At 60.1% G+C, this 24,943-nt stretch carries 21 protein-coding genes and 1 tRNA gene; 11 read left to right on the forward strand and 11 right to left on the reverse strand.

Annotated elements, in window-relative coordinates; genetic code table 11:
- Positions 1 to 35: 35 nt before the first annotated feature.
- From GR183_RS01645 to GR183_RS01655, 3 genes are all read left to right on the forward strand, one after another.
- Entirely contained in the window at positions 36 to 1,430 is a 1,395-nt protein-coding gene (locus GR183_RS01645) for a selenium-binding family protein (RefSeq protein WP_160773837.1), read from the forward strand.
- 35 nt (positions 1,431 to 1,465) lie between these two features.
- Entirely contained in the window at positions 1,466 to 2,092 is a 627-nt protein-coding gene (locus GR183_RS01650; protein WP_160773838.1) for a hypothetical protein, read from the forward strand.
- A gap of 138 nt (positions 2,093 to 2,230) precedes the next feature.
- Complete coding sequence (locus GR183_RS01655; RefSeq protein WP_160773839.1) at positions 2,231 to 4,465, forward strand: tetratricopeptide repeat protein; 2,235 nt, start codon at positions 2,231 to 2,233, stop codon at positions 4,463 to 4,465.
- A 50-nt stretch (positions 4,466 to 4,515) separates the two neighbouring features.
- On the opposite strand, the gene GR183_RS01660 is transcribed toward GR183_RS01655, so the two are convergent.
- Both GR183_RS01660 and GR183_RS01665 read right to left on the reverse strand, forming a co-directional pair.
- Positions 4,516 to 5,019 (reverse strand): YHS domain-containing (seleno)protein, encoded by a 504-nt coding sequence (locus GR183_RS01660; RefSeq protein ID WP_202395790.1) that lies wholly within the window; start codon positions 5,017 to 5,019, stop codon positions 4,516 to 4,518.
- Positions 5,020 to 5,062: 43 nt separating this feature from the next.
- Positions 5,063 to 5,656, reverse strand: coding sequence for an ankyrin repeat domain-containing protein (locus GR183_RS01665; RefSeq protein WP_160773840.1), 594 nt, complete (start codon positions 5,654 to 5,656; stop codon positions 5,063 to 5,065).
- A 952-nt stretch (positions 5,657 to 6,608) separates the two neighbouring features.
- Here GR183_RS01665 and GR183_RS01670 point away from each other — a divergent pair.
- From GR183_RS01670 to GR183_RS01680, 3 genes are all read left to right on the forward strand, one after another.
- Complete coding sequence (locus GR183_RS01670) at positions 6,609 to 7,070, forward strand: hypothetical protein (protein ID WP_160773841.1); 462 nt, start codon at positions 6,609 to 6,611, stop codon at positions 7,068 to 7,070.
- Between the two features lie 102 nt (positions 7,071 to 7,172).
- Positions 7,173 to 7,967, forward strand: a complete 795-nt coding sequence (locus GR183_RS01675; RefSeq protein ID WP_160773842.1) for a dimethylarginine dimethylaminohydrolase family protein — start codon at positions 7,173 to 7,175, stop codon at positions 7,965 to 7,967.
- A 94-nt stretch (positions 7,968 to 8,061) separates the two neighbouring features.
- Positions 8,062 to 9,108: a hypothetical protein gene (locus GR183_RS01680; protein ID WP_160773843.1), complete on the forward strand. Its 1,047-nt coding sequence runs from the start codon at positions 8,062 to 8,064 to the stop codon at positions 9,106 to 9,108.
- 158 nt (positions 9,109 to 9,266) lie between these two features.
- Here the strand turns inward: GR183_RS01680 and GR183_RS01685 are convergent, their stop codons facing one another.
- The 4 genes from GR183_RS01685 to GR183_RS01700 all read right to left on the reverse strand — a co-directional run bounded on the left by GR183_RS01685 (position 9,267) and on the right by GR183_RS01700 (position 11,513).
- Entirely contained in the window at positions 9,267 to 9,677 is a 411-nt protein-coding gene (locus GR183_RS01685) for a hypothetical protein (RefSeq protein ID WP_160773844.1), read from the reverse strand.
- A gap of 67 nt (positions 9,678 to 9,744) precedes the next feature.
- Positions 9,745 to 10,167 carry a helix-turn-helix domain-containing protein gene (locus tag GR183_RS01690; RefSeq protein ID WP_160773845.1) on the reverse strand — a complete coding sequence of 141 codons (423 nt, stop codon included), beginning with the start codon at positions 10,165 to 10,167 and terminating at the stop codon, positions 9,745 to 9,747.
- Positions 10,164 to 10,526, reverse strand: a complete 363-nt coding sequence (locus tag GR183_RS01695; protein WP_160773846.1) for a hypothetical protein — start codon at positions 10,524 to 10,526, stop codon at positions 10,164 to 10,166. The genes GR183_RS01690 and GR183_RS01695 overlap by 4 nt, the downstream gene beginning before the upstream one ends.
- 165 nt (positions 10,527 to 10,691) lie before the next feature.
- Positions 10,692 to 11,513, reverse strand: a complete 822-nt coding sequence (locus GR183_RS01700) for an isocitrate lyase/PEP mutase family protein (RefSeq protein ID WP_160773847.1) — start codon at positions 11,511 to 11,513, stop codon at positions 10,692 to 10,694.
- A 451-nt stretch (positions 11,514 to 11,964) separates the two neighbouring features.
- Here GR183_RS01700 and GR183_RS01705 point away from each other — a divergent pair, with 451 nt between their 5' ends.
- The gene (locus GR183_RS01705; RefSeq protein WP_160773848.1) at positions 11,965 to 12,291 is read left to right on the forward strand and encodes a hypothetical protein; all 327 of its coding nucleotides are present in this window, start codon (positions 11,965 to 11,967) and stop codon (positions 12,289 to 12,291) included.
- 125 nt (positions 12,292 to 12,416) lie between these two features.
- A complete protein-coding gene (locus GR183_RS01710; RefSeq protein ID WP_160773849.1) occupies positions 12,417 to 12,713 on the forward strand; it encodes a hypothetical protein in 297 nt (98 codons plus the stop codon).
- Positions 12,714 to 12,838: 125 nt separating this feature from the next.
- Here the strand turns inward: GR183_RS01710 and GR183_RS01715 are convergent, their stop codons facing one another.
- The 3 genes from GR183_RS01715 to GR183_RS01725 form a co-directional block, all read right to left on the reverse strand.
- Positions 12,839 to 13,594, reverse strand: coding sequence for a pyridoxine 5'-phosphate synthase (locus GR183_RS01715; RefSeq protein ID WP_160773850.1), 756 nt, complete (start codon positions 13,592 to 13,594; stop codon positions 12,839 to 12,841).
- Between the two features lie 213 nt (positions 13,595 to 13,807).
- A complete protein-coding gene (gene ilvN, locus GR183_RS01720) occupies positions 13,808 to 14,380 on the reverse strand; it encodes an acetolactate synthase small subunit (protein ID WP_160773851.1) in 573 nt (190 codons plus the stop codon).
- A 21-nt stretch (positions 14,381 to 14,401) separates the two neighbouring features.
- Positions 14,402 to 16,171 (reverse strand): acetolactate synthase 3 large subunit, encoded by a 1,770-nt coding sequence (locus tag GR183_RS01725; RefSeq protein WP_160773852.1) that lies wholly within the window; start codon positions 16,169 to 16,171, stop codon positions 14,402 to 14,404.
- Between the two features lie 617 nt (positions 16,172 to 16,788).
- Between GR183_RS01725 and GR183_RS01730 the strand changes: the two genes are divergently transcribed.
- Positions 16,789 to 16,864: transfer RNA gene (locus GR183_RS01730), tRNA-Lys, on the forward strand.
- A 431-nt stretch (positions 16,865 to 17,295) separates the two neighbouring features.
- Here the strand turns inward: GR183_RS01730 and GR183_RS01735 are convergent.
- Positions 17,296 to 18,456 carry an alcohol dehydrogenase family protein gene (locus tag GR183_RS01735; RefSeq protein WP_244313576.1) on the reverse strand — a complete coding sequence of 387 codons (1,161 nt, stop codon included), beginning with the start codon at positions 18,454 to 18,456 and terminating at the stop codon, positions 17,296 to 17,298.
- A 254-nt stretch (positions 18,457 to 18,710) separates the two neighbouring features.
- Between GR183_RS01735 and GR183_RS01740 the strand changes: the two genes are divergently transcribed.
- Positions 18,711 to 20,456, forward strand: a complete 1,746-nt coding sequence (locus GR183_RS01740) for a sigma-54-dependent Fis family transcriptional regulator (protein WP_160773853.1) — start codon at positions 18,711 to 18,713, stop codon at positions 20,454 to 20,456.
- A gap of 157 nt (positions 20,457 to 20,613) precedes the next feature.
- Positions 20,614 to 22,413 (forward strand): NAD(P)/FAD-dependent oxidoreductase, encoded by a 1,800-nt coding sequence (locus tag GR183_RS01745; RefSeq protein ID WP_160773854.1) that lies wholly within the window; start codon positions 20,614 to 20,616, stop codon positions 22,411 to 22,413.
- Positions 22,414 to 22,594: 181 nt separating this feature from the next.
- Here the strand turns inward: GR183_RS01745 and GR183_RS01750 are convergent, their stop codons facing one another.
- A complete protein-coding gene (locus tag GR183_RS01750) occupies positions 22,595 to 24,766 on the reverse strand; it encodes a glycoside hydrolase family 3 N-terminal domain-containing protein (RefSeq protein WP_160773855.1) in 2,172 nt (723 codons plus the stop codon).
- Positions 24,767 to 24,943 lie beyond the last annotated feature (177 nt).

A 24,943-nucleotide genomic window follows, 5' to 3' on the forward strand; every position in this document is an offset into this window, starting at 1 on the left:
ATTTGGTCGCTCGAACGTCTCAAGGGAGGCAGACAATGGCGACATGGACTCCTGACCCCAGTTTTTATCCATCCCCCCGCATGGCCATGAAGGCGCCGCAGGAAAAGCTTGCCTATGTGGCGGCTTTCGATCCGGACCGGAAGAAACCGGATGCGATCGCGGTCGTCGACGTCGACCCCGCTTCGGGCAGTTACGGCTCTATCGTCGGGCAGACGGATATGCCTGGCGCCGGCGACGAGTTGCATCACTTCGGCTGGAACGCCTGCAGCTCGTGCCTGTGCCCCAATGCGCCGCATCCGCATTCGGAACGGCGCTATCTCGTGGTGCCGGGTCTGCGCTCGTCCCGGCTGCATTTCCTCGATATCAAGCCCGATCCGAAGCATCCGAAGATCGTCAAGACGATCGAGGCAGAGGAGATTGCGGAAAAGACGGGCTACTCACGTCTGCATACGATCCATTGCGGCCCGGAAGGGATCTACGTGAGCGCGCTCGGCAACCCGGAAGGGGACGGGCCGGGCGGAATTTTCCTTGTCGACCATGAAACCTTCGAGGTGCGCGGGCGCTGGGAAGTCGAACGCGGTCCCCAGGAACTGGCCTACGATTTCTGGTGGCACCTCGGTTTCGACACGATGGTCACCAGCGAATGGGGAACGCCCAAGACCTTCGAGGGGGGGCTGATCCCGGAAGTGCTGCTCGGAGCGAAATACGGCCGCCGGATTCACTTCTGGGACCTGCACAAGCGCAAGCACCTGCAGGAAATCGACCTGGGCGACAAGTACCAGCTCGTGTTCGAGCTTCGCCCCGCGCACGACCCGACGAAAGCCTACGGGTTCGTCGGCGTGGTCATCAGCCTTGAGGATCTCTCCTCGTCCATCTGGACCTGGTACAGGGAGGGCAACAAATGGGCGATCAAGAAGGTGATCGATATTCCGGCCGAACCCGCCGATCCCGATCAGCTGCCCCCGCTCCTGAAAGGCTTCAAGGCGGTGCCGCCGCTTGTCACCGACATCGACCTTTCGATGGACGACCGCTTCCTCTATGTCTCGTGCTGGGGTACCGGCGACATGCACCAGTATGACGTGAGCGACCCCTTCAACCCGAAGCTGACCGGCAAGGTGCGCATCGGCGGCATCGTCTCGAAGGCGACGCATCCGGGTGCGGCGAACGGGGCGCTGAACGGCGGGCCGCAGATGGTGGAGATCAGCCGCGACGGGCGGCGGATCTATTTCACCAACTCGCTCTATGGCGCGGTTGACCCGCAGTTCTATCCCGAAGGCATAGACGGCTGGATGGTGAAGCTTGACGCCGGCGAAAACGGCGGCATCGAATTCGATCCGAAGTTCTTCGTCGACTGGCCGAAGGGGCATCGTCCGCATCAGGTGCGCCTTGAAGGCGGGGACTGCTCGTCAGATTCCTACTGCTATCCGTAGGGCGGCGCTTCGATGCGGTTTGAACACGGGCTGCGATGACGATCTGGCCCTGGCTGACACTTGTGGGGTTGGGCGCCTATCACGGGCTCAACCCCGCCATGGGCTGGCTGTTCGCGGTCGCTCTCGGCCAGCACCGCAACAGCCGGCGCGTCGTGTTTTTGTCCCTGATCCCGATCGCGCTGGGCCATGCCGCGGCCATCGCCACGGCCGTCGCGCTCGTCGTCGGGCTCGGCGTCTTCCTCGATGCGGACCTGATCCGCATCGGCGGCGGCGTTTTGCTGATTTTCTGGGCGGTTTATCACCAGGTCTATGGCCATCGTCACAAGGTGCGCTTCGGCATGCAGACGGGGATGGTCGGGCTCGGCGTGTGGTCGTTTCTCATGGCGACCGCGCACGGCGCCGGGCTTATGCTGGTGCCGGTGCTGATCCCGCTTTGCCTTTCGGGAACGCCGGCGCAGGAACTGACGGCGGCGGGTTCGCTGGTCATTTCGCTCGCCGCCGTAACCGTCCACACGCTTTCCATGCTCACGGTCACGGGCGTTATCGCGCTGAGCGTCTATCAGTGGCTCGGCCTTGCGTTTCTCCGCCGCGGCTGGATCAACCTCGATCTGCTTTGGACGGTCGCCCTGGCGGCGGCGGGTGTCATCCTCATTGTCTTTTGAACATTCGCGGCGGAAGGGCGGTGTTCGGCCACGTAATCGCCGCCGTAGCGTAATTTCCTGTATAATCGAGATGCGCGGGGAAACCGGGCAGCGATCAAGAACCTGCCGATGCCCGGCCCCGGATGAAGGAGGCGCGGCATGGAACGTCGGCTCGCCGCGGTCCTGGCTATCGACATGGTCGGTTATTCCCGTCTCGTCGGCGAGGACGAGCGCGGAACGCTTGCCGCCTTCCGCCGCCACCGGAAGATGATTTTCGCCCCGGCAATCGCCCGCCACCACGGGCGCATCATCAAGCTGACCGGCGACGGCGCGCTGATGGAATTCGCAAGCGTGGTGGATTCCGTCGCCTTTGCCGTCGGAGTTCAGCTTGCGCTTCTCCAGGATAACGAGGGGCAGCCGGAAGAGCGGCAATGCCGATATCGCATCGGCATCAATATCGGCGACATCATTCCCGACGAGGAGGACATCTACGGTGACGGCGTGAACCTCGCCGCGAGGATGGAGGGTGTGGCGGAGCCGGGCGGGGTTTGCATGTCGGGGCCGGCCTATCAGCAGGTCAAGGGCAAGATCGACCTCAATTTCGAGTTCGTCGGCGAAAAAAATGTAAAGAACATCGCAGAGCCTGTCGCCTGTTATCACGTCGTCATGGACGACAAGGCCCGCGCACTTGCAAGCGCACCGTCGGATGAAGAGCCTGCGGCGAGGGCGAAGTCGCGTCTGAAACTTGCGGCCACCGCCGTTGTGGCGCTTCTGGTTGCGGGCGGGGTCGCATTCTGGTGGCAGGACCTCTTGCCCGTTGACGGGACGGCGGCAGTCGGTACCGAGAAACTTCCCTTGCCCGACAAGCCTTCGATCGTCGTCATGCCGTTCGCGAATGTCAGTGGCAGCGATGACAACGACCATCTCGCCAGAGGCCTTACCGACGATCTCACAACGGAGCTTTCCAAGGTTTCGGGCATGTTCGTGATCGCCCGCAATTCGGCCTTCAAGGTAGGCGAAGAGGAGGGCGATCTATCCAGGGTGGCCCAGAAGCTTGGTGTGCGCTACGTCCTTGAAGGCTCGCTGCGCCAGGCGAAATCCCGTTTGCGCGTCAACGTGAAGCTGATCGAAGGCGATACGGGGCGTTCGCTCTGGGCGGAACGTTACGACCGCGAATATGCGGATCTCTTCGAGGTTCAGGACGATGTCATCGGGCAGATCATTTCGTCACTTGCCGTGAAACTCACGCGTGGCGAGGAAAACAACCTGGCGCGCATACCGACGGGCAACCTGGAGGCCTATGACAACTACCTCAGGGCCGAGCAGGAGGGCTTCTATTTCGTCGACGTCGACACCTATCGCCGCGCGCTTGACTACTACCAGCAGGCGATCCGGCTCGATCCCGATTTCGCCGACGCCTATGCCGGTATCGCCCGGATCGCGGTCGATGTCTGGCGGTACGATTACAATTTCATCTGGACGACCGCCGTTGCCCGCAAGATCGCTTATGACGCGGCCGGTTATGCACTGAACCTCGATCCCGACAATGCCCGCGCCCATTCCGTGCTGGCGCTCCTGCAACTTGTCGACAAGCGGCCGGTGGAGGCCACGCAGTCCGCGTTAAGGGCGGCGGAAATGCAGCCGAACGATCCTGAAGCGCTGGCCAATCTGGCGCTTGTGCTTGTCCATACCGGCAACCGCGCGCGGGCGGTGCGCGAGCTGGAGAAGGCGTTGAGGCTGGATCCCGAACCGCCGCCGCCGCTGCGCCTTCTGGCGGGGGTCGTCTACTACATTGCACGCGATCACGAGCGCGCCATTCCGTACCTAGAGGCCGCGCAGGATGCGCTGCCGAACGCCGAACCCGCACCCGAATATCTGGCGGCCGCCTATTCGCACACGGAAAACCTGCCAGGCGCTCAAAAGGCCGCGGAGCGTCTGCGCGAGCTGTTTCCGGTGACCAATCTCACCTACTACGGCTATTTCTACGATTACTGGAACGAGGTTGACCGGTTGCACCATATCGACGGGCTGAGGGTGGCCGGCATCAGTGAATGGCCATTCGGTTTCGAGGGCAAGGAGGAAGACCGCGTTGCTGGCGACGAGCTGCGTGAGCTCGTGAAAGGCAAGACGTGGGCCGGAAATCACAAGAACGGCGCGGCCTTCATGCAGTATTTCGATGATTCTGGGAATACGGCCTACAGGAGCGTGAACGCAACCGTGACCGGTGAGGTGGAGGTGAACGGCTCCAAGCTTTGCCAGAAGTTCGAGGGGAATTTTCTCGATCGCAAAATCTGCGGCTATGTCTACCGGAACCGGGAAGGCGCGGGAGGCGACTGGGACTATGTTCACGTCAGCCCGTTTGCGCTGAGATATTTTTCCGTTTCGGACCAATAAAAAGCGGGCCGGAATGAGCCCGCTTTCTTCAATTCGAAGCTTGATGCGCTCTACTTCCAGACGCCGGCCTGTTTCTCCTTGGCCAGGACTTTCTGGACCATCGGCCAATGCTTCTGGGATTCGGTGACCTTTTCGGGATGTTCTTCAAGGCCCGCGGCCGCACCGGGATCATAGTTCAGGTAGAGCTTGCCCTCGATGATGCGCCAGGCCTGCGGGTCTATGTTCGTCGTGATCGTTCCGAAGGATACGCCGTCGGCGCAATGCCCGCCATATTGCGGAGCGTATTTTACCGGCGCGCTTTTGAAGAGATCGCGGTTTTCGGCACTTGAGAACTGCCAGGTCGCGCCAAGCCAGTCGTAGGAAAATTCCTTGCTGCCTTTGATGGCCTTGCTCTCGGTGAAATAGGCGACCGGATCGTAGCCCTTGATCGCGACATTGCCGAAATAGCCTGTATTGACGAATTCGCTGGCCGCGGCCGGCAGGGCGACCACCGCCGCGAACGCCAGCGCGGTCGCCTTCATGCCAATCCGTCTCGTCGGACCGTACTTCAACATCGCTTCTCCTCCGTAACCTTTTCGAGCCGCGATTAAGCCGCGCTCATTGATGGCGTTTCGAACACTCGGTGAAGAGCCAATCGCCGACGACATCCGCCGGTTGGCATTGCGCGCCCGCATTCATCAGCAAGCCCGCCGCTTCCCAGTGCTCGCGCCAGCCGGCCTGGGTCAGCGGCGTATAGCCGTTGCGTTCGCCTGCCTCTATGTCCGCCTTCCTGTCGATCAGAAAGGCGACGATATCGGTGTGTCCCTCTTCGGCGGCCGCATGCAGCGGCGTCATCTTGTAGAAATTGTCCGCCTGATTGACATCGGCCCCGCTTTCCATCAGCCGCCGGACGATCGCAAGATGCCCGCCGTAGGCCGCCGCGTGCAGGGCGGTCAGGCCCCCCTTGTTTCGCACGTTCGTGTCCGCGCCCTGTTCGACCAGCAGGGCCACGATGTCTTCATGTCCGGCAAGTGCGGCTATCAGCAGGGGAGGTTCGCCAGCGTCATCGGGGGCTGAAAGTTCAGCGCCTTCGGCGATCAGTTGCCGGGCCTTTTCGACATCGCCCGCGCCGGCGGCATCGTGCAGGGGATCTGCAACGGCGAATGTCGCGCCGAGCAGAAGTGCCGTCAGCGATGCAAGCAACATCTTCATGGATATCACTCCGCCCCCCCATCCACATGGGCGGAAAGTATTAAGTATTTACCACGATGTGTTTACGTCGGGCAAGATGCGGCGTGTCTGGGGTGGCGGGGCTTTTATATTTTCGGATGTATGAAAATTAACTTTCTGGGCTGAATAACTTATCAATTTTCGCCTGTTGTATTATTTGTTTGTTCGATCGTCGTTGCTTTATGGTGCTTGATCTAAGCAAAACGCCTTGCGCCCGGCAACGTGTGCAGCACCTCCCGGACATTGGCGAGTCTCATGCGTTTCAACGTCAGCCAGATGGATGCGCCTGCAATATTCGATGTGTTGGAGCGCGCGATGGACTGTTGTCATCGCACATGACCTAACGGCAGCATTAAAAAGAGGTGACAAATCGTTCTTGAGTCAAACTGAGATACGTCGTTCTTGAGAAGGGGAAGCTCATGAAAATACTTTTGGTTTTGTTTTTTTCATGATTTCCGACCCTACCGTGTGACGGGCCAGGTCGACACGTCCACATTCGCAAGCCTCTGGAAGGAGGGGGCGAGCTTCGCCTTATCCCCCTATCCGCCGTATCATCCATACTACCCGTATCCGTATACCTATCATCCGGGCGCAGCGGGCGCGGCAGCGGCGCAGCCGGTCTATGTCTACCCCATACCCTCGGGACCGATTCCGCCGTATTGTTACGTCAATAGTTCGCATACGCAGATGATCTGCTCGGTGCCGCTGCCACAGTAATGACTGGCATATCGCCAAGCTACGTGCCTGGATCGCAGGGGAAAATATTAAAATGGCGAACCGTAAATTTGTATTCGGTAAAACGTCGTTCGTATTGAGTTTGTTTGCGGTCAGCTATGTCGGCATAAATAACGTGGCCGCCCAGGATATATCCAGTGCCTATACAAAACTTGATTTCGAACATTCATGCGGTTTCGTCAGGAAAACGGAAGAGGGAATGTCCGTTGCCAAGACGTGCCCGGGATACGGCACTTATGTCGTCCACTTCGCGGAAGGCGACTTGAGGCAATCCGCGACATTCAGCCACTCCGGCATCGGGCCGAGGCGCGATTACTGGCAGAGTTTTTCGGAATGGAACTCGGCCAGCGACACGATCGAATGGCGGCTCGCCGACGGCCGGCCCTACGCCACGATCCTGAGGTGGTTCATCGACAACGTCGATCCGAACACCGGTTCGGCGGATGAAAGCCATCGCGGCCAGGTTCTGGTGATTTCAACGGTCGCCGAAACGGAGCCAGAGCAAGGCTGCGTTGCGGGCTACGTGGATGCGCGGGCGAACCGGGCTGCCAATGAAATCGCCCGCCGGGTCGCCGATGAGATCGCGCGAACTTTCGACTGCGAGCGCGACGAACCGCGCTATCACGGCGAGCGCGGCCCCTTCTCGGGAACCCCGTCCTGAGCCATCGGCGAAAAAGTTCATTGAGAATTCCAGAATGTCCGGATAGGACGCCAAATCGTCCGAATTGAATTCCTTTCGTTGCCAGCTTTGATGGAGCGCGCCATGGCCGCCATGTCCCACACTTTCACCCATGCGATCACGCGGGCACCGGGGATAAGTGTCACCAAAGGATTGAGGGCCGTCGATACCGGCGCACCCGACCTGGAACGCTTTAGGGCGCATCATCAAGATTACGTTGAAGTACTTCGGTCGACCGGCGCGAAAGTGACGGTGCTGGAGCCCCTCGAAGACTATCCCGACGCCGTTTTCGTTGAGGATACCGCACTCTGCCTGCCGGAGGGCGCGATCGTCATGCGGCCCGGCGCACCGTCGCGTCTTGGCGAGGCGGCGGCGATGGCGCCGGTTTTGCGTAAATTCTACGGCGATGTGCTCGCCATCGAAGGGCCCGGCTTCATCGAGGGCGGCGATATTCTGACGACCGAACGCGAAATCCTCGTCGGGCGGTCGGCAAGAACGGATGGAGCCGGTATCGAGGAACTTCGCGGACTCGTTTCACGCTGGGGTTATGCGGTCCGCGAGGTCGAAACGCCGGAAGGCGTGCTGCATTTCAAGACGGACTGTTCGCTCGTCGATGAGGAGACGATCCTTGCGACCGAGCGGCTTGCGGCGAGCGGCTGCTTCGAAGGCTACCGCGTGATCTTGACGGGCGAGGGCGAGGAGGCGGCGGCCAATTCCATCCGCTTCAACGATCTCATGCTCGTTCCGGCGGGATTCCCGAAGACCGCGGAACGTCTCTCCAATGCGGGATATGAAATACGCGAGATCGGCAACTCGGAAGCGGCCAGGCTCGATGGTGGCATGTCGTGCCTGTCACTGAGATTTTCTCCGGCAAAATAATCCCCGCTCCCGCAACCTGCGATAGAGTTCATCCATGGCGCCGGGCGGACACGGTTCGTTTCCGGCAAGACTTCGCAGCGCGGGATGCACAGCTATGGACTTCAATCGTAAGATATTTTTCGATTACATTCGCCCACCTATCTTCAACGGCAGTATCGGCGAAAGCGCGGTTGCCAATATCGGAAAGATCCTCGACCACTGGTTCGAAAATCATGCCGAAAACCCGCCCGCTCAACTGGCTTATGTGCTGGCGACCGTCTTTGCCGAAGTCGGGCGCAACATGGCGCCGGTTCGGGAAAGTTTCGCCGACAGCGACGAAGAGGCGCGTCAGAAGCTGAGAAACCGCACCTATGCCGCGCCCGCCGGACCTCACGACCATTCGTACTACGGCCGGGGTTATGTGCAACTGACCTGGCTCAAGAACTACCAAAGGCAAAGCGACAAGCTTGGAATCGACTTCGTGAAGGACCCGGACAAGGTCCTGGAGACGGAAAACGCGCTGAAAATCCTGGTCGAAGGCATGCTCGACGGCGACTTCAACGGCGAGGGCCATGGCCTTTCATATTACGTAAATGACAAGAAACAGGATTTCGTCGAAGCGCGAAGGACGGTGAACGTTCAGGATCGCGCGCATGAAATCGCAGGTTATGCGAGAGCCTTCCTAGCGGCGATCGAAGCGGCGGCAAACGGCATCGCCGTGTCCGAGCGCAAGGAGCCGAGCGTCAAGAAGGCCGAAAAGGACCGGGAGCGAGAATACTTCCTGAGTGCGAAGCAGCAGGAAAAACTTGCCGTCGTGATGGACGACAAGCTCGATATTCCTTTCGTATCCGATGGATCGGAGCGGCAGATTTTCCTGAAGATTGTCCAATCGATAGACCGGAACGTTTTCAGGGTCGTGCCGGAGGAAATCGTCAGCATCGTCAACAAGGGCGATTCCGTTATCAGCCCCGAGGTTTACCAGGGCATGAAGGAATATCTGGCGTCGTTTCTGGGCGATATTGTTCCGGTGCCCTTCCTTCCGGGCTTCATCAAGCGGGAAATTCTGGAATATGCCATCGACATCATCCTTCGAGCGCTCTCTGAGTTCACGACGATCGACGATCTGCTGGAGGATGTGCTGGGCGAAAAGCTGGCTGCTTGAAATGGGCGGGCGTGGAAACCAAAGCGCTTTCCAAGAAAGCGGGACCGCTTTCTTGGTTCAAGAAAACGCTTCAGAATCAATGTTTTGAGCATATCCTTGCCGCGAAATCCGATCCGGATTTCGCGGGATATGCTCTAGGGAGCGTTGCCGTCCTGTTTTTACCCCGCGAATAGCATTCTCAGGCCAGCGCCCGCGGTTATTCCGAACGATGCGACAAGCAAGGAAACGCCATCGATATACCAGCGCCATTCCGCCCGCAGCATATCCAGCATCTCTGCGTTTTTCTGCCTGAAGAAATCCGCAGTTTGCGCCTGGATGAGTTCATCGTCACTCGCGATCAGCGACAGCCGGCATAACTCTTCGCGCACGCTGATGGATCGCCATGCCCCCATGAGCAGAAAGAAAGACCCCACGCCGCCGCAAAGATCGGAAACCAGTTTGCCGGGCGTGGTTACGCCCCAGTTTGTAGCGGTCATTACGGCGATCGCCGCAATCACGAGCACCAAACGGGTGAGCCACCAATTTCGCGGCGGCATGGTTATTTCGTCATTCTCGTGAGTATCGCACATGGGGCGCCATCCCCGATAATGAAATGGAAAAACCGGTCTTAAGTGAAAGGCGGGAAGCTTGGGATTCTCAGGAAGCTCGGTATGCAGCCTTCCGTTCTTTTCGAGGAAGCTCCGCGGACACAAGCTCATCCGGCGTCGAATAGGGTTCCGTCTCCGGAGGCTTCGAGTGAGCGCTAACGTCAATCTCGAAATCCAGTCGATAGGCGATTTCCGCAAGGGTTTTCAGATTGGGGGCATGACGGATCTGACCGCTTTCAAGCTGAGAAACCCGCCCGGGCGTAAGCCCGAGGATTTCCGCAAGCTCGCTGCGGCTGAGCCCGCGTGCCTCGCGCATCGCCTTGATCAAGTCCGCATTGCGTTGAACGTAACGGATGGTGGCATCGGCCACCCGCACTTCATCCACACTGGTGCCGACGATCTCGGCGACTTGATCGGCACTCAGGTCGAGGTTCGAGAGATCAACCTGAGTTTCCTGCTTCACGTTGCTCATACTCTGCTTCCCAGTCTCTGCCGATCTACCGTAACGTCCAGTGCGTATTCAGATTGCCGCGCGCCGCCCGTGAAGGTCGCGAAGACGTGCAGAACGGTCGTTCCATTGCCGGCGTGTTCATAAGCCAGCCAGATCTGGCGCCGTCCCTGTTCCGTGTCGAACGGATCGCTTATCCAGACGTAGAACTCGGGATTGGAATCTTGCGCGGTGCCGAATGCGTCAGGCGCGCGCCGTCCGCCATCAATATCCGCCAACCGTCTCATGAGTTCGATACGGACCAAGGACGGAATTTGGGAATCCTCCAGCACCGCACGGAATTCATCCCTGGAAGAGCTTCCACGATGATCAATATATCTCACCTGAACCTCTTTATAGCAATAGCTAATTAAAATAGCAATAGCTAAAATCTATTGCCCTAAGGTTATATTATAGCCCAACCCTGTGTTGCACGCGACCGGGTAATTGCACTCATGCGGTATTTGGGGAGGGGCCAATGAAAATCGGGCGTCCGATGAAGCCGATTGTCATTGGCCATCACCCGCAAAGAACCCTTCCAGTTCGGCGAAGCCCATCGCCTGTTCGGAGAAGCGGAAGGTGCCGTCCTTGCGCATCTCGCGCGCTGCCTGGACGAAGGCCCCGAAGGCAAGACGGGCGAGGGCCGAGCCGACGCTGATCCGCTTGACGCCGACTTCCGCGAGGTCCTGCATGCCGAAGGTCGCCCCCGGCATGCCCATCACCACGTTGACGGGTTTGGAAACCGCGTCGCAGACGGTTCTGATCGTATCGAGATCATGCAGGCCGGGCGCGTAAAGCACATCCGCGCCTGCCGCCTCGAACGCCTGAAGGCGTTTGATGGTGTCATCGAGGTCCGGACGGTCCCAGAGAAAATTCTCGCATCGCGCGGTGAGCACGAAATCATGGGGCAGGGAGCGGGCGGCCTCGCAGGCGGCCTGAATTCGCTCGACCGCGAGGCCGAAATCGTAGATCGGGTCGCCCCGGTCGCCCGTGTGATCCTCAAGCGAGCAACCGGCAAGCCCGATCTCGGCGGCAATGCGGATCGTCTCGGCCGCACTTTCCGGGCTGTCGCCGAAGCCTTTTTCAAGATCCGCCGAAACGGGAAGGGGCGTTGCCTTGACGATCTGCCGGCAGTGGCCAAGCGTCGCCTCCCGGCTCACCGCACCTTCCGCAAGCCCCAGTGAAAAGGCCATTCCGGCACTGGTCGTGGCAAGCGCCTCGAAGCCCATGGCCGCCAGAATCCGCGCGGTGCCGATGTCCCAGGGGTTCGGGATGATGAAGGCGCCCGGACCTTCGTGCAATTTCCGAAATGCGCGGGGCTGCTTGTCCATTGTCCGTTCCTTCGCCGCGATTGTCCGGCGGGAGCCTAGCGCGGGGAGGTTTGATCGTTCAAGAACAAAAAGGGAACAATTTTAGGTGATCGGCGATGCGAGGCAGGTGCTTTTAGCGACGCATTTATATGAAGCCGGCGAACTGCTCCTGTCATGCCCGCGCAGGCGGATATTCAGTGATCATCGCCCAGTCTCTGGGGATTAAAAGTATATCGTATCGATAGCGTTAATCATTTGTTTCACCGAAGAAATCGGCGAAACATCTAGAAAAACTGAGATGGTGTTTCTGCTTGTTGCGATAGGCCTGGCGATTCAAAGATAAGGAAAAGGGTGACGAGATTCTAAGGGAGATGCTCAACACTCAGCTAGATCTGTGGGATAAGCGGAAGGACGGCAACGAAGAAGGGAAAAAAGATTCGCTACACCCAAAAATTTGTAGTTCACTTCCCGAATGACAGAAGAAAATATCATTCCAGATACCATCAACATCCCTCAAGGCACGATCGAAGGGTGGTTATCCATACCTTCCAACGAGACAGTTGAGATTGCAGTTACGAGGCAGGACTTGGACAATTTATTTTTCGCTATAAATCATATGGTTACTGCGAACGGCGCATTGCAGCAGTGTCTTATTAGCTATAGCAATGGAAATTTAGAAGCTGCCAACCAACATATGGTTGAGTCGCAACGCGCTAACGCAAGTAGCTTAAATAGTCTGCGATTGCTTTTTAACGCGCTGATGTCGAATGCAGCTGCCGCAAGAACGAGGGGTCAGTGATGTCTGACTCATCACCATCGGCAGAGGACTACACGAGGCCAAATGTTGTGAAATTTCCCCCGCATTTATTTCAGGAAGGATCGGAAGCCCACGGTCCGATAACTGGCGGAGGTGGAGGCACAGGAATGAGTGATGGTGAGAGAATATCACGCCTTGAAACGCACTTTGAGTATATCCGCAAAGATCTGGACGATATCAAATCGGATCAGAGGGAAGTGCTGCAAAGAGTACGTGACTTGCCCTCAAAGGGTGATTTGTGGGCATGGAAACTACAGTGGACAGCAATTGCTGTGGCCGCAATTGCAATTATTGTTGGCGGGATTATCGGCGGATTAAGCTGGATTAAATCCGATTCTGCGCCTGTTTACGTGCCTACGCAGGAGTTACCTCATCAGTCACTAGACACAAATACTGGGAACTAATTTTCTGCGCAGTTTTAGGAAGCTTTTCGCCTTCGCTTAAGCGCATGAGGTTTTGTGAAGCCGGCAATAGGTGAGGCGTTTTCCGCGAGCACTTGCTGCTAACCTGCCAGCGTACTCCTTGCCTCTCACGCAGGCAGTTCCCCCAGCGCCACTCGGTAAAGGCGCACGGTTTCGGCGAAGCCGTAAATAAGGGCGTCCGCCGTGAAGCCGTGACCGATTGAAACCTCCCGCAGGAACGGCATTTCGGCAACGAGCGGCGGCAGGTTGAGAAGGGTCAGGTCATGCCCGGCGTTGACGCCGAGGCCTGCCTTATGCGCGGCCTTGCCCGTGGCGACGACCCTTGCGCGCTCGCGCTCCGCCGCTTTTTCATCGTCGTAACAGGCGCCATAAGGGCCGGTGTAGATCTCGATCCTCTCCGCTCCAAGCTGCGCGGCAAGCTCCGGCGCTTCCGGGTCCGCGTTGACGAAGAGCGAGACGCGCACGTTCCACTGTTTCGTCTGCCGGGTGACGGCGGAGACGATTTGGCTGTCGCGGGCAAGGTTCCAGCCATGATCCGAAGTGAGCTGGGTGGGATCGTCCGGGACATAGAGCACCTGGTGCGGGCGGTGCTTTTCCACCAGATCCAGGAAATCCGGGCTCGGATACCCTTCAAGGCACAGTTCCTTGTCGGGGAACTCGTCGTTGATGAGGGCGGTCAGGTCCGCGACGTCGCTCTTGCGGATATGCCGCTCGTCCGGACGCGGGTGGACGGTGATGCCCTTCGCGCCCGCCTGCATGGCGATGCGCGACATGTCCACCACGCTCGGCCACGGAAGGTCGCGCCGGTTGCGCAGCATGGCAACGGCATTGACGTTGACGGACAGGCGGCTCTGGTCGCTCATCTTTTGGCTCATTCGAAAGAGGGTAGTTTGAACAAAAGAGGGTAGTGCAAAAGAAAACGGGACGAACAGTGCCGCCCCGCTTTTTTTAATGGTGCCAGACCATTAGCGCATGTCCCCCAAAAGTGGATGCCGGTATTGGGATAAGGACATGCGAAATATCAATAAGTTAGAGCCTGTCCACCCGCAATTGGCGGATGGCGGCCGTGCCCGGTTTCAAAGCGCCTGCGCACCGCGCTGGAGGGCGGCGACGCCCGTGCGCGACACCTCGATCAGCCCGAGCGGGCCCATGATGGAGATGAACTGCTCCACCTTGTTCGTGCGGCCCGTGATCTCGAAGACGAAATGCTCCGTCGTCGCGTCGATGACGGTGGCGCGGAAGGCATCGGCAAGCCTGAGCGCCTCAAGCCGCTTCTCGCCAAGGCCCGCGACCTTCACCAGCGCAAGCTCGCGCTCAAGCGGCTTGTCCTGGTTCTGGTTGTGCGCCTCCACCGTCAAATCGGTAACGCGGTGGACGGGCACCAGACGCTCAAGCTGATGGCGGATCTGCTCGATCACCTGCGGCGTGCCCGTGGTGACGATGGTGATCCGCGACAGGTGCTTTTCATGCTCGGTTTCCGACACCGTCAGGCTGTCGATGTTATAGCCGCGGCCCGAGAACAGCCCGATGACGCGGGCAAGCACGCCCGGCTCGTTATCCACGAGAACGGATAGCGTGTGCGTTTCTTCCTTCTCGCTCACCTCTGCCATGAAGTAGGCGGAAGGCGCGTTGAGGTTTTGTGCGTTCATTTTCTTTTTCCCTTGCGCGGCTCAGACGAGCGCCTTGCCTTCCTTGCTGATGGCATTGGCCACCGCTTCGTCGTTCGCCTCGTCCGGCAGGAGCATTTCGTTATGCGCCTTGCCGGAAGGGATCATCGGGAAGCAGTTGGCTAGATTGGCGACGCGGCAGTCGAAGATGACGGGCTTCGGCGTTTCCAGCATCTCCGCGATCGCATCGTCGAGAGCGGCCGGCTTGTCGACGCAGATGCCGTGCCAGCCATAGGCATCGGCAAGTTTCACGAAGTCCGGCAGGCTGTCTGTATAGGAATGCGACAGGCGATTGCCGTGCAGGAGCTGCTGCCACTGGCGAACCATGCCCATGTACTGGTTGTTGAGCACGAAGACCTTGACCGGCAGATTGTACTGGGTCGCCGTCGACATCTCCTGGATGTTCATCATGATCGACGCATCGCCCGCGATGTCGATGACCAGCGCATCGGGGTTCGCGACCTGCGCGCCGATCGCCGCCGGCATGCCGTAGCCCATGGTGCCGAGGCCGCCCGACGTCAGCCACCGGTTCGGCGCCTCGAAACCGTAGAACTGCGCGGCCCACATCTGGTGCTGGCCGACTTCCGTCGAGACGAAGGTCTTGCGGTCCTTCGTATGCTCGTAAAGCCGCTGGATCGCGTATTGCGGCATGATGAAATCATCCGACGCACGGTAGGCGAGAGAATTGCGCGCCCGCCAGGTGTCGATCTTCCCGCCCCAGGCCTTCATCGCCGACTGGTCGAGTTTCTTTCCGCTAGCGCGGAAGATGCGGACCATATCCTCAAGCACGTGGCCGACATCGCCAATGATCGGCAGGTCGACGGAAACCGTCTTGTTGATCGAGGAGGGGTCGATGTCGATATGGATCTTGCGCGAGCCGGGCGAGAAGGCGTCGAGCCGGCCCGTGATCCGGTCGTCGAAGCGTGCGCCGACGTTGATCATCAGGTCGCATTCGTGCATGGCCATATTGGCTTCATAGGTGCCGTGCATGCCGAGCATGCCGAGCCACTGCTTGCCGGAGGCCGGATAGGCGCCAAGGCCCATCAAGGTGGAGGTGATCGGAATGCCGGTGATCTCCACCAGCTCGCGCAGCAGCGCGCAGGCCTGCGGGCCGGAGTTGATGACGCCGCCGCCGGTGTAAAGCACCGGGCGCTTCGCGGAAGCGATCATCTCCACCGCGTGGCGGATCGCCTCGATATCGCCCTTGATTTGCGGGCGGTAGGACTTATGCGCGATGTTGTTGCTCGGGCCTTCGTAGTCGCCGGTCGCGAACTGGATGTCCTTCGGGATGTCGACGACGACCGGGCCGGGGCGCCCGCTCATCGCGACATAGAACGCCTCATGCATGATGCGCGGCAGATCCTCGATCCGCTTGACCAGCCAGTTGTGCTTGGTGCAGGGCCGGGTAATGCCGACCGTGTCGCACTCCTGGAAGGCGTCGTTGCCGATGAGATGGGTTGGAACCTGACCGGTGATGCACACAAGCGGGATGGAATCCAGCATCGCGTCGGTCAGCGCGGTGACCATGTTGGTGGCGCCCGGACCGGAGGTGACGAGAACGACGCCGGGCTTGCCTGTCGAGCGCGCGTAACCTTCCGCCGCATGGCCCGCGCCCTGTTCGTGGCGGACAAGGATATGCTCGATATCGTCCTGCTGTATGATCTCGTCGTAGATGGGAAGTACGGCGCCGCCGGGATATCCGAAAACGTGTTTGACCCCTTGGTCCCTCAAGGCTTGCAGCACCATTTCGGCGCCTGTCATTTCCCGTCTCATCTTTTCTTTCCCTGGCCTGTCCCGCCTGGCCTTTTCATGGTTGGCGGAACTAATCTGCGTTTGGTCGATCTGGTTCAGGCAATAAAAAAGGCCCCCGAGGAGGCCTGATCGCGCGCTAGCCCTTCCGGACGATGGTCACATCGCCCAGGCAGCGCGCCTTCCTACTACGAGAATAAGCTGGGCGGTCGTTTTCGCCACGGCTCACCTTGCTCCGGTTTGGCCGGGCGATTGAGATCGATTACCCGACTTCGGTTTCAGATGCGGCGCAAACTATCCCCGGCCCGATGGAGGGTCAAGCGCTAATGTCACGAAATTTCACGTAACCCCTTCATGGCTTGGCGAATGTTGCGCCAGGGCGCGAAGAGGAGGGGGCGGGGCGCGCGGATGCGCTGGCAAGAAGCGAGGTGGGCAAGGGGAAGGACCGGCAAAGGGCGCGCGCGGATTTCGCCTCGCTCGCACGGGCTTTATCCCCAGTTGAAAAAAGCGCTGCTTTGGCCTTGCAAGAGAAGAAAAGGCCCGATATATACGCCCCACATCGCGAGGCGCCGGGCGCAAGCCAAGGCGTTGCGGCCATGGCCAAAATGGCCGAAAATGCGATGCTAGCCGATACGGCGAACGGGTGTATAGCTCAGTTGGTAGAGCAGCTGACTCTTAATCAGCGGGTCCAAGGTTCGAGTCCTTGTACACCCACCAAAATTCCCGAAACCTGGCATCGGAACAGGATTGAGTGAATTTCACTTTTCCGCGTCCAGATCGAAAGCTATTGCTTCGAAGCGCCTTTCATAGGTGACTACAGTCATCCACCCAAGATTGAGAAAAGTCGAAATTTGCAGCGGATTCGCTGCGCCGTTTACCATCACGGCCGGAAGTTAATCAGGGTGCCTGCATGCCAGCTTGCAGGAGCCGAGAAGACGCCGCGCGCAGGCTGTTCAATTCGGCCTTGTACTAGGGTCAGGACCCTAAGAAACGCCTACTAATTAGTTCGGGCACTTTGTAAGCATACGGCCCGAAGCTGCCTGCGGTGCTCTGCGCGCCGCAGCCCTGGTTCAAGCCCGAAGCGGACGTTGAAGTGTCGTCCTTTTTGCGTTCGGAGACAGCTCTTTGCGTTCGGAGGCAGCTCTTTCTCACGGCAAAAGCACAAGTTTGCCCGCGTATTTCTTCGATTTGAAATCCGCCTGGGCCTCGGCAATGTCGCGTAGCGGGTAGGTCCGGGCGATGATCGGCTTGACCCGACCTGAAATCACCAGGTCGATCAAGCCCAAGAATACGGCTCGCGACATGAAGGAGCAGCCGTGAATGGTGATGTCCCTTAAGTAGATCTCACGCAAGTCCGCCTCGACAATCGGCCCCGCAATGGCGCCCGACACAGCGTAGCGCCCACCCGGCTTCAGAGATCGAATCAGGTCGGGCCAGATATCTCCGGCTACAACGTCGATGACGACGTCATACTCTTCTGTGGGGATTGCCGCCGAGCGCGGCAGGGTCTCGCTCGCACCCGACTGCTGCACGATCCCAGACTTCTCCTCCGCAGCAATCCCGGTCACCCGGGCGCCGAGAAGCGTTGCCAGCTGCACCGCGGCCAGCCCGACCACGCCGGACGCTCCGGTCACCAGGATTTTCTGTCCCTCGCGCACTCCAGATCGAACGAGGAGATTATGGGCCGTGCCGAAACCGCATGGAATCGCCGCAATCTCCTCGTCGGAAAGCGATGACGCGCTGACGTCGAAAACCTCATCTTCCCGTAACAGGCAATATTCGGCGAAAGCGCCATCCAGTTCCGAGCCGAGCGCCACGAAGGCAAATGGGTTGTCCAGCGTCGGTCTTGGAATGTTGATCTGGCTGGTCACTCGCGCGCCGGTCTTGACGGTCGTGACACCGTCACCCAAGGCGACGACGCGGCCGCAAATGTCACCTCCCTGGATGCGTGGGAAGTCGATCGTGCCACCCCAACCGCCGGCCTCGACATCAGAACCGCCGGTCATGTCCTCGGTCGCACCGGAGACTTCGGAAGAATACCAACCGATGCGAGTATTGATGTCGGTATTGTTCACGCCTGCCGCCAGAACTTTCACCAGCACCTCGCCCGCACCGGGAGAAGGCACGGGAATATCGTCCCGCCATTCCAAGGCATCCGGACCACCGTGCCGGGTCAGATAGACGCCTGACATGAGTTTTGGGAACATGGGCCGCCCCGCAATATGTTCGGGCTTCCTGAAACCCGAAGCATTATTTTCAGGATAGGTTTGTTGGACTTTTCTGGCAACGATCGCCACCGGCCGGAGCATGCAGGGCCTTGCCCTTGAACACCGCGCGGCTGATTTCCACTCCGTATGCTCAAAGGGGTTTCAGCTGTCACTGCCTGACCGCTTCGTTCAAATGATCATCTGCAGCCCGAAGTTGATGCGTGGAGCGGGGCGTCGAACAGGCGAAGGGCGTCGTCGGCGACGAGCTCGGCGTTTGTCAGTTTCAAATCATGGTCACATGGCACTGATCCGTTCGGCGCGCTATCCTGATTTTGGGCAGCCGTTGGGAGGACGCGATGCTTGAATTCGAACATGTCGATGAAATCGACCGGGTGCTGCGCGGCGTGGAAACCGGGCGCGACAGCCTGGTCACGGAGAGCTGGCGACGTTGCGTTCAGACATATGGCATGGATCCCTCGCGGCCGGACCCGGCCCATGTCGTTACGGAGACCGAGCTGCGCGAGCACCGCGAGCAGTCGGAACGGCTCATCGCCACGGCGCGCTCGGGCCTCCAGACGCTTTTCCAACAGGTCGCGGGACAGAACTATGTTCTGCTTCTTGCCGATGCAAAGGGTGTTTGCGTCGATTTCTTCGGCGATCCGCGCTTCGAGGATCAATTGCGGCAGGCCGGACTCTATCTCGGCTCGAACTGGACCGAGGACCTGGCCGGAACCTGCGGTGTCGGGTCCTGTATCGTCACCGGGAAAGCTATCACCATCCATCAGAGCGACCACTTCGGGCTTGCGCATATGCCGCTGTCCTGCACCGCTGCCCCGATCTTCGATACCAAGGGCGAGTTTTCTGCTGTGCTCGACATCTCGCTCTTGCGTTCACCTTCGCCGAAATCCTCGCAGAACCTGGCCATGGGGTTGGTGACCGCCTCGGCGCGGCGGGTTGAGATGGCCAACTTGATGGCGATGACCCGGCGAGATTGGGTGCTGCGCTTCTCGACCAGCCCCGAGTTTCTGGAGGTCGATCCCGAAGCCGCCGTGGCGCTCGACGCAGCGGGCCGGATCGTCGGTATGACGTCGGGGGCACGGAGAGCGCTGGACCCCGAGGCGGGCGGCAGCCTGATCGGCTCACGGATCGACGATTGGCTGGAATTGTCGGTGGATGACCTGCCGGACCTCATGCGCGGACGGCCCACAGAGGAGCGGGTGTTGCGGCTGAAGGACGGGCGCCGCCTGTTCGGCCATGCCATCGCACCTCAGACCCCGCAGATGATCACTGCACTCAGGCAGCGCGAAACGACCCTGCCTGGAGCGCTGGGCAGCTTCGCCGGGGCCGATCCGGCACTGGGGCGCCTTCTGGAGCAGGCAGCGCGCCTGGCGCCAACGCAGGTGCCACTGCTGATCACGGGTGAGACCGGTACCGGCAAGGAAAGACTGGCCCGTGCCATCCATGTAGCCGGACCCAAGAACCGCGGCTTTCACGCCATCCGCTGTACCGGACCGGGCGCTGTCGAGTCCCTTGCCGACGCGGCGCCTGGCACACTGTTCCTGCGCGGGATCGAGGACATGCCGCTGGACGGGCAAGCCGCCTTGCTGACGCTGCTCGACCGGCGGACCGATCTTCGCGTCGTGGCATCCTGCCGCTGTGCCGCCTCTGAGCTGTCGAGCGCTCTTCGCGACGACTTGTTCTATCGCGTTGCGGGTGCCACCCTGGCGTTGCCGCCGCTGCGTCACCGGTCCGATCTGGACTGGCTGATCGACCGTCTGCTGCGCTGGCGTTGCTCTGCCGATATGCGTCTTTCCCCCGCAGCTCGGGCCGAGCTGAAATCGCGCGTTTGGCCGGGAAACATACGGGAGCTGGAACAGCTTTTGGATGTCGCCATTGCCATGTCGGAAGGATCAGTCATCGACCTGCCGGACCTGCCAGCCGCGCCGAAGCGGGCCGGGCCGGAGCCTGACGACATCGACGATCTGGAAGCATTGATGGCGGCCTGCGGCTGGAACATGGCGCAGGCGGCAAGGCGATTGGGCGTGAACCGCTCGACCGTCCTGCGGCGCATCCGCAAGGCGGGCCTTACGCCACCAGCCTGACGCAACATGGCCGTTGCAAGCCGTTGCGCACGCAACGGCGCACGGGGTTCAATCCCCATTTGCCCTGCGTCATGCCCGGATGCCGTTGCCTGCGGGCGCGTCCCCTTGATAATCGCGGTGCTGGAGGAACAGCTCAAGGTACGAAAGGGAGGAACACATGCTCGATAAGTCTGTTGCCGGCCGGACCCAGGCTTTTCTGGATGGATTCGGCGCCGCACTGGCTCAAAATGACATCGCCAAGGCGCGGGAGATGTTTCTGGACGACTGTTATTGGCGCGACCTTGTAACGTTCACCTGGAACGTCAAGACAGTCGAAGGCAAGGACCAGGTCGAGGACATGCTGAAACACCAACTGGCCGCGACCAAGCCCAGGAACTGGAAACTGGCCGAGGACGAGATCCCTACCGAGGACGATGGCGTCACAACCGCCTGGATCCAGTTCGAGACCGAAACGGCGCGGGGCTATGGCCTCGTTCGCCTGAAGGACGGCAAGATCTGGACCCTGCTGACCACGATGGTCGAGCTGAAGGGGTACGAGGAGCCAGCAGGCTTCAAGCGCCCGCTCGGGGCCAAGCACGGGGCCGGGAAGAACCGCGAGACCTGGAAGGAAGAACGTGAACGCGAGGTTGCCGAGCTTGGCTACAGCACCCAGCCTTACTGTCTGATCATCGGCGGCGGTCAGGGAGGCATCGCTCTGGGTGCCCGCCTGCGCCAGCTCGGTGTGCCGACAATCATCGTCGAGCGCAACGACCGGCCCGGAGACAGCTGGCGCAAGCGCTACAAGTCGCTCTGCCTGCACGACCCGGTCTGGTACGATCATTTGCCTTACATCAAGTTCCCCGAGAACTGGCCGGTATTTGCGCCCAAGGACAAGATCGGTGACTGGCTCGAAATGTATACCAAGGTAATGGAGCTCAACTACTGGACCCGCACCACTGCCAAATCCGCCAGTTTCGACGAGAAGACGGAGGAATGGACTGTCGTAGTGGATCGCGACGGTGAGGAAGTCGTGCTGCGTCCCAAGCAGCTTGTCATGGCGACCGGAATGTCCGGCAAGAAGCGGATGCCCGACTTTCCCGGCATGGGCAAGTTCAAGGGCGTGCAGCAGCATTCGTCGGAACACGAAGGCCCGGACAAATGGAGCGGCAAGAAGGTGGTCGTCGTTGGCTCCAACAACTCGGCCCACGACATCTGCGCCGCGCTTTGGGAACACGACGCTGACGTGACCATGGTACAGCGGTCGTCCACACACATCGTGCGGTCGGACACGCTCATGGAGATCGGTCTCGGTGCACTCTACTCCGAAGAAGCGGTCCGCAACGGTGTGACGACCGAAAAGGCCGATCTGATATTCGCCTCGCTGCCATATCGGATCCTGCACGAGTTTCAGATACCTGCCTATGCGCAAATGAAGGAACGCGACGCCGCGTTCTACGAGGGTTTGGAAAAGGCTGGCTTCTGGCTCGACTGGGGGGACGACGAATCCGGCCTTTTCATGAAATACCTGCGCCGCGGCTCTGGCTATTACATCGACGTAGGCGCGAGCCAGCTCATTATCGACGGCGAGATCAAGCTCAAGCGCGGCCAGGTCGTCTCGCTCGACGAGACCGGGGTCAACCTTGACGACGGCAGTCATCTCGACGCCGATCTCGTTGTCTACGCCACCGGCTATAACTCCATGAATGGCTGGGTGGCGGACCTGATGGGCCAGGAGATGGCGGATACCCTCGGCAAATGCTGGGGCCTCGGCTCCGATACCACCAAGGATCCCGGACCCTGGGAGGGTGAACAGCGCAACATGTGGAAGCCGACACAGGTACCGAACCTGTGGATGCACGGCGGCAACCTGCACCAGTCGCGCCACTACTCGCAGTTCCTGTCGCTGCAGATCAAGGCGCGGATGGAGGGGATCCCGACACCAGTTTACGGGCTGCAGGAAGTCCACCACCTGGGCTGATAAATTGGCTTTCGGCCAATCCTTGAGGTCGGGCACGGCGCTTCACTGCCTGCGGTGAGCCAGCGTGTCCGGCCCCTTGTTAGCGCAGGGCGAGAGTTGCCAGAGGTAGCCTTCGCAGGAAGTCGCGTTTGATCGCTTGAACAGGCCGGGGATGTTTGCGGCGCTTGGAAACGATATATGTTCAGCGTTGTTCAGGCACTGCGGCAAGCTGCACTCTTGTGCTTAGCAACGACGCGGCGGCTGAGCTCGGTCCGACCAAGATCTCGAACTCGCCCGGCTCTATGCAAGGAGAGAGATCGGTCCCGAGGAACGTGAAAGCATCCGCCGGGACGGCGAACCGAACAATTCCGCTCAAGCCGGGAGCGAGATTGATCTTCTCCACGCCCTTAAGCTCAAGAATTGGGCGAGCGACGCTGGCGACGGGGTCGTGCAAGAACAGCAGTACAGTCTCCTCGCCGGCAGCTGCGCCGACGTTTGTCACCTTGACTTCGACAGTGAGAGTTTCATCCGGCAGCAGTTGAGCGGGTTCGGCGCGTAAATCACTCAATGCAAATTGCGTATATGACAAGCCGTGCCCGAACGGGAATAGCGGCTCGACTGTCAAATCAACGTATTTGCTGGTGTCGTGCGAGGCGGGGTCGGCCGGCCGGCCGGTGCGGCGCTGCGAATAGAAGACGGGGACTTGCCCAACGTCCACCGGCCAGGAGACCGCCAGGCGCCCCGTCGGGTTCCAGCGTCCGCTGAGCACGTCGGCGATGGCGTTGCCGGCTTCGCTGCCGAGGAACCAGGTGGCGAGCACCGCATCCGCCCTGTCAAATAACCAGGGGACGAGCAGCGGGCGTCCTGACGACAGCAAAACCGCTGTTGGCTTGCGCAAGTCAAAAACGGCTTCAGCGAGTTCCCGCTGGCGGCCGGGCAAGTCAGGTCGGCCGCGGCTCGCCGCCTCGCCGCTCATAAGGGCGGCCTCACCAAGCGACAGCACAACGAAATCGGCATCGCGCGCGACTGCGACGGCAAATTCAATACCGCTGACATCGCAGCTATCGATGTCAACGCCGCGTGCATGTCGGATCTCGGCAGCGGGAAAGGCGTTGCGGACCGCTTCCAGAATACCGACTACTTCCCGGGGATTGCCGGCTGAGGCCCAGGGGCCGAGCATCTCGCAGCGCGCGTCCGCCAGTGGTCCGACAAGCGCGATACGCCCCGTCTCGGGAAACGGCAACACACTATTGCGGTTCTGCAAAAGTACGATGGATCGGCGTGCGGCTTCGAGCGCCAAAGAGCGTCGCTCCGCACTTAACGGAAGAGCTTCCTTGTTGTTGCCGCCGACTTGACGCCGGTATGGATCATCGAACAGGCCCAGCGACCATTTGAGCTGAAGCACGCGCCGCACCGCGTCGTCGATTTCGCCCATGGCAACGCGGCCGCGCTCGAGCGCGGTCGCCAGCCCGCGCTCGTAGGCCGCGCCCATGAGATCGATGTCGATGCCGGCCCGCAGCGCCAATGCGGCCGCGTCCGCGACGTCGGCTGCGACCCCGTGGCTCATAAGTTCGGTGATGGCGTTGTAGTCGCTGATATAGATGCCTTCGAACCCCCATTTGGCGCGTATGAGGTCGCGAAGAACCGTGACGTTGGCACTCATTGGAATGCCGGCAAGATCGGTGAATGCAGGCATGATCGAGCTCACGCCTGCGTCGACTGCGGCCTTGAACGGAGGCAGGTAGGTTTCGAGCAGGGTTCGCTCGGAAATGTCGACCGAAGCATATTCGCGCCCGGCCGTTACCGCTCCGTAGGCGCCAAGGTGCTTGGCGGTCGCGGCGATGCTCGTTGGCGCAGAAAGATCCTGGTCCTGGAACCCGCGGACCTTGGCAACGGCGAAATGCGATGCAAGCCAGGGATCCTCGCCCGGGCTTTCGGCCATGCGGCCCCAGCGTGGATCGCGTGTCACGTCGAGCATCGGCGCGTAGGTCAGGCTGAGCCCGTCGGCCGTCGCCTCCTCGGCGGCGGCGCGCGCCGTGCGCTCCCACAGTTCCGGATCGAACGCTCCCGCCTCGGCCAGCGGGATGGGAAAAATTGTCCGATGGCCGTGCAGGACGTCGGCACCAAACAGAAGGGGGATACCGAGGCGCGTTTCTTCGATGGCGACGCGTTGAATTTCATCGGTCTGTCGCCTGCCCCACAGGTGGGAAACGGTGCCGGCCCGGCCTGCCCGAACCGCAGCGACGCATTCCGCGGGGATACGCGGACCGTTTTTAGTCTGCTCGGCCATAACGAGGGTCAGCTGGCCGATCTTTTCCTCGATCGACATTTCATCTACGAGCGCGTCCAGTCGATGATTTGTTTCAGTTTTCATGCTCGTGCCGCCCAGCGCCGGACTCCCGCTCAAGTAAATGTAATGATGTACGCTCATGTAAATGCAATCATGCAGCGGTTTGCCGCTTTTTTCTGGCTGATAGCCGCAGTGGCCCAGATCCTTGCACCGAGGCAATATCGCGCCGCTGCCGTGATCCGGAGATGTCTTCGTTATGAC

The sequence above is a fragment of the Stappia sediminis genome (assembly GCF_009826895.1).
Lineage (GTDB): Bacteria > Pseudomonadota > Alphaproteobacteria > Rhizobiales > Stappiaceae > Hongsoonwoonella > Hongsoonwoonella sediminis.

Excerpts from the sequence above, each read along its gene's own strand:
- GR183_RS01735 (WP_244313576.1), bottom strand. The coding sequence starts at position 18,456 with ATGCTCCGGCCGGTGGCGATCGTTGCCAGAAAAGTCCAACAAACCTAT.
- GR183_RS01745 (WP_160773854.1), top strand. The coding sequence starts at position 20,614 with ATGCTCGATAAGTCTGTTGCCGGCCGGACCCAGGCTTTTCTGGATGGA.
- GR183_RS01680 (WP_160773843.1), top strand. The coding sequence starts at position 8,062 with ATGGACTTCAATCGTAAGATATTTTTCGATTACATTCGCCCACCTATC.
- GR183_RS01690 (WP_160773845.1), bottom strand. The coding sequence starts at position 10,167 with ATGAGCAACGTGAAGCAGGAAACTCAGGTTGATCTCTCGAACCTCGAC.
- GR183_RS01660 (WP_202395790.1), bottom strand. The coding sequence starts at position 5,019 with ATGTTGAAGTACGGTCCGACGAGACGGATTGGCATGAAGGCGACCGCG.
- GR183_RS01725 (WP_160773852.1), bottom strand. The coding sequence starts at position 16,171 with ATGAGACGGGAAATGACAGGCGCCGAAATGGTGCTGCAAGCCTTGAGG.
- GR183_RS01675 (WP_160773842.1), top strand. The coding sequence starts at position 7,173 with ATGGCCGCCATGTCCCACACTTTCACCCATGCGATCACGCGGGCACCG.
- GR183_RS01655 (WP_160773839.1), top strand. The coding sequence starts at position 2,231 with ATGGAACGTCGGCTCGCCGCGGTCCTGGCTATCGACATGGTCGGTTAT.
- ilvN (WP_160773851.1), bottom strand. The coding sequence starts at position 14,380 with ATGAACGCACAAAACCTCAACGCGCCTTCCGCCTACTTCATGGCAGAG.
- GR183_RS01650 (WP_160773838.1), top strand. The coding sequence starts at position 1,466 with ATGACGATCTGGCCCTGGCTGACACTTGTGGGGTTGGGCGCCTATCAC.
- GR183_RS01685 (WP_160773844.1), bottom strand. The coding sequence starts at position 9,677 with ATGTGCGATACTCACGAGAATGACGAAATAACCATGCCGCCGCGAAAT.
- GR183_RS01670 (WP_160773841.1), top strand. The coding sequence starts at position 6,609 with ATGTCCGTTGCCAAGACGTGCCCGGGATACGGCACTTATGTCGTCCAC.
- GR183_RS01710 (WP_160773849.1), top strand. The coding sequence starts at position 12,417 with ATGAGTGATGGTGAGAGAATATCACGCCTTGAAACGCACTTTGAGTAT.
- GR183_RS01645 (WP_160773837.1), top strand. The coding sequence starts at position 36 with ATGGCGACATGGACTCCTGACCCCAGTTTTTATCCATCCCCCCGCATG.
- GR183_RS01665 (WP_160773840.1), bottom strand. The coding sequence starts at position 5,656 with ATGAAGATGTTGCTTGCATCGCTGACGGCACTTCTGCTCGGCGCGACA.
- GR183_RS01715 (WP_160773850.1), bottom strand. The coding sequence starts at position 13,594 with ATGAGCGACCAGAGCCGCCTGTCCGTCAACGTCAATGCCGTTGCCATG.
- GR183_RS01750 (WP_160773855.1), bottom strand. The coding sequence starts at position 24,766 with ATGAAAACTGAAACAAATCATCGACTGGACGCGCTCGTAGATGAAATG.
- GR183_RS01705 (WP_160773848.1), top strand. The coding sequence starts at position 11,965 with ATGACAGAAGAAAATATCATTCCAGATACCATCAACATCCCTCAAGGC.
- GR183_RS01740 (WP_160773853.1), top strand. The coding sequence starts at position 18,711 with ATGCTTGAATTCGAACATGTCGATGAAATCGACCGGGTGCTGCGCGGC.
- GR183_RS01700 (WP_160773847.1), bottom strand. The coding sequence starts at position 11,513 with ATGGACAAGCAGCCCCGCGCATTTCGGAAATTGCACGAAGGTCCGGGC.